This window comes from Phaeobacter sp. HF9A, assembly GCF_011806385.1.
GTDB lineage: Bacteria > Pseudomonadota > Alphaproteobacteria > Rhodobacterales > Rhodobacteraceae > Epibacterium.
This window is the reverse complement of the sequence record NZ_JAATOX010000178.1, coordinates 1-5,782: the sequence shown is the minus strand read 5'-3', so window position 1 is coordinate 5,782 and position 5,782 is coordinate 1. Positions and strand designations below refer to the sequence as shown.

Annotated in this window: 8 protein-coding genes; all 8 read right to left on the bottom strand. The window is 58.6% G+C overall.

The features are described from left to right. Positions 1 to 143: 143 nt before the first annotated feature. Entirely contained in the window at positions 144 to 590 is a 447-nt protein-coding gene (locus tag HCZ87_RS19445) for a CHAP domain-containing protein (protein WP_254868707.1), read from the bottom strand. A 272-nt stretch (positions 591 to 862) separates the two neighbouring features. Beyond that, entirely contained in the window at positions 863 to 1,267 is a 405-nt protein-coding gene (locus HCZ87_RS19440; RefSeq protein WP_167646568.1) for a response regulator, read from the bottom strand. Next, entirely contained in the window at positions 1,257 to 2,447 is a 1,191-nt protein-coding gene (locus HCZ87_RS19435) for an ATP-binding protein (RefSeq protein ID WP_167646566.1), read from the bottom strand. The genes HCZ87_RS19440 and HCZ87_RS19435 overlap by 11 nt, the downstream gene beginning before the upstream one ends. Then, a complete protein-coding gene (locus tag HCZ87_RS19430; RefSeq protein WP_167646564.1) occupies positions 2,444 to 3,061 on the bottom strand; it encodes a SpoIIE family protein phosphatase in 618 nt (205 codons plus the stop codon). The genes HCZ87_RS19435 and HCZ87_RS19430 overlap by 4 nt, the downstream gene beginning before the upstream one ends. Further along, entirely contained in the window at positions 3,058 to 3,471 is a 414-nt protein-coding gene (locus tag HCZ87_RS19425) for an anti-sigma regulatory factor (RefSeq protein WP_167646562.1), read from the bottom strand. Before HCZ87_RS19425 ends, HCZ87_RS19430 begins: the two co-directional genes overlap by 4 nt. 7 nt (positions 3,472 to 3,478) lie before the next feature. Continuing rightward, a complete protein-coding gene (locus tag HCZ87_RS19420) occupies positions 3,479 to 3,832 on the bottom strand; it encodes an STAS domain-containing protein (protein ID WP_167646560.1) in 354 nt (117 codons plus the stop codon). 4 nt (positions 3,833 to 3,836) lie between these two features. Next, entirely contained in the window at positions 3,837 to 4,742 is a 906-nt protein-coding gene (locus tag HCZ87_RS19415; protein WP_167646557.1) for a protoglobin domain-containing protein, read from the bottom strand. Between the two features lie 160 nt (positions 4,743 to 4,902). Further along, the coding region (betC, locus tag HCZ87_RS19410; RefSeq protein WP_167646555.1) for a choline-sulfatase at positions 4,903 to 5,782 on the bottom strand (880 nt) is incomplete at its 5' end.

The window sequence follows — 5,782 nt, the reverse complement described above, 5'->3', positions numbered from 1 at the left end:
ACGGTGAGTGGTGGGCGTCGATGGAAGAGGTCTTCCACCTGGATTGACAAGCGCGCAGGCCAGCAGGAACGCCACCTGGTTGTGCGACCTCACGGGCGGGGCAGGCTCAATCGCGCGTAATACGCCGGGGCCTGCGCCGCGGTTCAAAGATTTGGGCGAATGAAACCGTTGATCGGATAGACGCTGCCAAAGCTGCCAGGGTTGCTTTCCAGGCGCACGCGAGACCAATCGTTGTTTTCGGAAACATCAATCACCGCCATGCCCAGGGACACTTTGTTCCGGTGCCAATTGGCATGGTCGATCCGCAGCATCCTGTCAGATGTGACCTCAGAGACCACGGCAACATGGCCGAGCGGCATGCCGGGCGTCGCCCGAAACGCCATGACCGCGCCAACGGAGGGGCGCTGCCCGACGTCAAACTGATCCTGGGCCTGGCTCCACCAGGTGCGGGCATTGCCGTGGATATTCACGCCGGAGAGGTTGCGCGCAAAAGGCACACACCACACCCGCGCCCCGCGCGCGCGCAAATTTTCCGCTTCTCGCACCGCAAAGGACCGTCGGCCGGGATCAATTTGACTGTCGTTCGGCAGTTCACCGCAGGCAGAAAGCCCAATGGCGGCCAGAAGCAGCAGGCAATGCAAAGCGGAAAGGCGGCGGAGGATCGGGCTGAAAATACGCAAGTGAGGCTCGGATTTTGGGTGGCGTGAAACGCGGTAACATTCAGTCATATACCCGTGTTTGCCAAGGCCGAGTTCACCCCGTTGGCGAGAAACCGCTGTTGATGCTTTGTTTAGAACTTAGACGCACTTCCGAGCCTTGTTAAAATATTGTTTTTTATATGAAATATGGGGATTTTAACATGTTATTCCTCACGGTTCGAGCCGACGAGCTGGTCGATCACGGCAATGTTCTCTTGTGTGAGCGGCTTATTGAAAAACGCTTTGACGGCGGGAAACGATTCGGCACGGTGCTTGTCTTCTGGGTTTTGTGAGGTGGTCACCATGATGAGGGTCTCATTTTCCAATTGATCGGGCAGTTCATCTTGGGCGGCTTGCAGAAACTCGAACCCGTTCATGCGTGGCATATTTATGTCGAGAAAGATGGCATCAACCGCAGTGCGATCCGCACTCTTGAGATAATCCAACGCCTCGGTCGCATATTGAAATGGAATGAGCTCAATGGCCGCGTTGGTTTTCCTGAGGATCCGCCGGTACGCCAGCTGGTCAAACCGGTCGTCATCCACGATCATCACCCGCTTAAGTTTCATGATCCCCGTCACTTTCTTTTAGCCAAAGCCTCACCGTGAATGTACTTCCCTCGCCTGCCTCTGAGGTAACCTGAACATCGCCGTGATGATATCCGGCAATACGTTGGCAGAGAGCCAGCCCAATGCCCGAGCCAACGTATTCCTCATATGTATGAAGCCGTTGAAATAGCGAAAAAATGCGCGTTTGATAGGCAGGCGCGATGCCGATGCCATTGTCGGACACGCTGATTTCGGCGGCACAGCAGGCAGGTTTTGGCGCGGCGGTGATTGCGACACGACCGGGCGTGCCGGGTTTTCTGAACTTGATGGCATTCGAAATGAGGTTTTGAAGCATGCTCCTGAGTTGCGAGGGGATGCCGTGGACCTCTGGCAAGGTGCCGACCACAAGCTCGACGCCACTGCTCGTGATCTCACCACGCAGATCGTCAAGCACCTCTTGACTGAGGGCGCCCAGATCGACGCGTTCGAACACCGGGTCCTGTCCAACCACGCGCGCGTAATTCAGGATATCGTTGACCATGCGCGACATACGTTCAGCGGTGGATTGTGCCGCCTCGATAAGCTCCAGCCCCTCGCAGTCGAGCCCTGGCGCATGATCGGCCAGGATAAGCTCCAGCATCATGCTTATGGTATTTACCGGCGATTTCAGATCATGAGAGATGGCGTAGGTAAACTGTGCCTGTTCCTGATTGGCATGATGCAGCTGCGCGTTGAGCTGCCTCAGTTCCTGGAGTTTATCCTGGAGCTGACTTGTCCGCTCGCGCACTTGCTGATCCAGATGATCCCTTTGGAGGGCGAGTTCGGCGCTGGCGTCGCGCAGGGCGTCCTCGATGCGTCTGCGCTCCTGTACCTCGGCGGTCAGCCGCGTGATGTTTTCGCCATAGCCCCGCAATGCCATGTCATAGACAGAGAGCGCTTCCATAAAAAACTCTTCCATCCGCGCCTGCGGTGGCGGAGAGAGGGGGGGATCGGCGGTCAGCAGCTGATGGGTTGCCTGAAAGTGCATCTCGCTGAGCTCACTGATCGAGACCATGGCGCGCAGGGCCAGGCGGGCGCAATCGTAGGCTTGCGATAGATCCTCTTCACGCCCCCGCTGCACATAGTCAGACAGCGCCGCCACATAGTGCGCGCGCACCTGCGGAAGGTCGGCTTGATCGCGATCCACTTTCAGGCCGCTCATGAGAGTGCCTCGATCTTCATGGCCAGGACCAACCTGTCGTCATTGCTGCGGCCATGTGCCTCAAGGATATGATCAGCGCAGTCCGCCGCAGAGGTCAATGCCCTGATATCGCTACGATAGTTGCGCGATATGCCATCGGTTGTCAGCACGATCATATCGCCGATGTGCAGCTTGGTGGACTGTATATGCAGGCCGGAAAAGTTATGCCCCAGTGCGCCGCCTCGCTGCATCAGTGTGTCGCTGATCTCTGTGCCCCGGTGGACAAGCCCGTCGATGTCGCCAACGGCGGCCCAACTGAGTGTCAATTGCCGCAGGTCAATCATTGCGCCAGCCATGGCCGCCCCGCGCATACCCTGAAGCGCCCGATGCGTGGCGTCAAAAGCCGCGCCCAGCGAGGTGTCGCCAGCGTTCTTTATGGCGTTCAGTCCGGTGGAGGCCGCCCTGTGGGCGTCGGGGCCGCTGCCCATACCGTCAATGACATAGGCGCAGATAGTGTTGCCATTGCGCAGGATCATATACCCATCGCCACAGCTATTTGCGATCTTGGACTGCTGCGCGACACTCCAGCTCAGGGCATTTGCGCAATCGGGCGGGCACACGAGCTGAACTGTCATCGTCTGCTCCACTTCACGACGGTCACAATCACGCCAAGCCCAGGGGACGACGTGATATCAAACTCATCGACGATCCGGCGGGTGCCCGGCAGGCCCAGCCCGAGGCTGTTTCCGGTGGAAAACCCGTCGGCAAGGGCGCTTTCCAGGTCGGCAATGCCGGGGCCGCGGTCCTTGGCGGTGATCTTGATCCCGACGCGGTCAGGCTGGTGGATCGTCGCAAGCTCGATTTCACCCTGGTCGGCATAGACGACGATGTTGCGGGCAAGTTCAGAGATGGCGGTTGCAACCAGCGCCTGATCCGGGCGGCTGAACCCCAGCTCCTCTGCCCGTTTTCGCCCCAGTTGGCGCGCGGAAATGACATCCGTATCGTATCGGATCGCCTGGACCAATACGTCGGGGGGGTGCTGCATCTGCATCCTAGCCCCCGTTGATCAATGCAAGGCCGCGATCTAGGTCGAGCGCGGTTGGAATATCCGGCAGTGTGAGCCCAAGCAGAACCATCGACAGCGCCACATCCGGCTGAATGCCCACGATCACCAACTTGGCGCCGCGCAGACGGACGGAATAGGCAATTTCGCTCAGGGTCTTGGTGCCAAAGCTGTCGAGAATGCCGATCGCGCTGACGTCAATGATCACCGCCTCGGCCCGGCAACGGATGACGTCTTCCAATATTCGGTGTTGCAGGTCGAGGATATCGCTATCGCTGAGATCTTCTTGAATTGAGGCAATCAGGACTTTGCCCTGCTTCAGGATGGGAACTTTGACGGCCATGTGCTCAATCCTTCAGCAACTGTTCGGCCATTTCGATGCCGCGCTGCAAGTCTCCTGCCGTGTTTAATGCCTCGCCAGTGACGCCAACTTTGACCAGCGATTGGGCGACTTCGGCGGAGAGGCCGGTGAGCACTGACAAGGCCCCCATCAAGCGGGCCGCCGCCATGGTCTGGATCAGATGATTGGCCACCGCGCTGTCGACGGCGGCAACGCCGGTAATGTCCAGCACAACGGCGCTGGCGCGGTGCTCCTGAATCCCTTCCAGCAATTGCACGGTGAGCGCCCGGGCGCGATGGCTGTCGAGTGTTCCGACGACGGGGATGAGCAGAAGCCCCGGACGCAGTTGCAGGACCGGTGTCGGCAGTTCGCTGAGTTCGCGCTCACGTGCCTGGATCGCCTCCTCGCGTGCGTCAACATAGGTTTCCAGCGCCAGGCTCATGTCGAAATGGGCAATCTTGAACAGGGACATGACCAGATGAAAAGCCTTGTGCGGGTCTTCGTCCATGCGCTCCAGCACGACATGGGCCAAGCGGTTCAGGTAGTAGGCGTAAGATCCGATATAGAGCGTCGGCGTGACGCCGGTGCGTTCGTGAATGCTGCCAATACGGCGCCTATCTGCCACGTAGGCGTCATTCAGATCGGCGCTGACCAGCTCGCGAAAATAGCGCATCTGTCCGCGTTTGACCTGGGCGATATGAGCGTCATCCCTGAAATGCCTGGCCGCGGTTTCATCATTGAGCAGATGCGCATAGAAGGCCTCGATGATGTGTTCGCCAACATCATCGGTGAGTTCACCCAACTCGACGGTGCACGCGCGGTCTTCCTCCGTTAAGTCAAACCAGCGAAAGATCTTTTCCAGATCGAGGTTGCCGCTACCCTCGGCAATGGAGGACGAAATCAACTCACTCATAAAAACCACCTATGACACATCGCAAAACGAACAGCGCGACAGCTACAGGGTCAGGCTACCTGTGGTCTGTTAACAGTGGATTAAGCATCGTGAGATCGTGATCGGGCGTCCGTCGCCCCGAGGTATACACAAGCGGCGGGCGCAGCTTCTGGGAGCGGGCCTATTCCCCCCGTGGGAAACGAGCGTTGTTTTCAACCTCGTTCAGATCCATGTGGTTGCGCATGTAGCGTTCGGATGCTTTTTGCAGCGGTTGATAGTCCCAGGGGAAATATCCGCCTTTGCGCAGCGCCTCATAGACCACCCAGCGACGGGCTTGGCTCTCTCTCACGTCGGCATCGAAACAGTTCAGATCCCAGCGTGCGGCGGCAAGCGCCTTCAGTGCCTCATAGGCGTCGCTGTGGTCGGGGTTGCCGGCAAGGTTATCCAGCTCGTGCGGGTCGGCCTCCAGATCAAACAATTGATCGGGATCCAGCGCGCAGAGGTTCAACTTGTACTGGCCTTGGCGCAGCGACACCAGCGGGGCATAAGAGGCCTCGGCGGCATATTCCATTGCCACCGGCGTGTTGCGTCTACCGCCTTGCCCCAGAGCGACAAGGCTTTCGCCCGAGGTCCAGGGCATGACCTCATCCATGCTGACACCGGCCAAATCACAAAGCGTCGGGCAGACGTCGATGTTGGAGACCGGATCGGTGACCAGCCCGGGAGTCATATTCGGCGCGGAAATCATCATGGGAACGCGGGAGGAGCCTTCATAGAAGCTCATCTTGAACCACAGGCCGCGCTCGCCCAGCATATCGCCATGATCCGACACAAACAGGATGATCGTGTCCTCGTCCTGGCGGGTGCCACGCAGGGCCTCCATCACCTCGCCGATCTTGTCATCAAGGTAGGAGATATTCCCGAAGTAGGCGCGACGGGAGCGGCGGATGTCCTCTTCGGTGATGTCAAAGTTGCGCCAGTCATTGGCATCAAAGATCCGCTTGGAATGGCTGTCCTGATTGTCATAGCCGAGATCGCCAACCTCGGGCATCAGATGGGCG

What these genes read in the sequence shown, in the direction of transcription:
- HCZ87_RS19420 (WP_167646560.1), bottom strand. Translation starts at nt 3,832, where the DNA reads ATGGCCGTCAAAGTTCCCATCCTGAAGCAGGGCAAAGTCCTGATTGCC.
- HCZ87_RS19435 (WP_167646566.1), bottom strand. Translation starts at nt 2,447, where the DNA reads ATGAGCGGCCTGAAAGTGGATCGCGATCAAGCCGACCTTCCGCAGGTG.
- HCZ87_RS19415 (WP_167646557.1), bottom strand. Translation starts at nt 4,742, where the DNA reads ATGAGTGAGTTGATTTCGTCCTCCATTGCCGAGGGTAGCGGCAACCTC.
- HCZ87_RS19430 (WP_167646564.1), bottom strand. Translation starts at nt 3,061, where the DNA reads ATGACAGTTCAGCTCGTGTGCCCGCCCGATTGCGCAAATGCCCTGAGC.
- HCZ87_RS19425 (WP_167646562.1), bottom strand. Translation starts at nt 3,471, where the DNA reads ATGCAGCACCCCCCCGACGTATTGGTCCAGGCGATCCGATACGATACG.
- HCZ87_RS19440 (WP_167646568.1), bottom strand. Translation starts at nt 1,267, where the DNA reads ATGAAACTTAAGCGGGTGATGATCGTGGATGACGACCGGTTTGACCAG.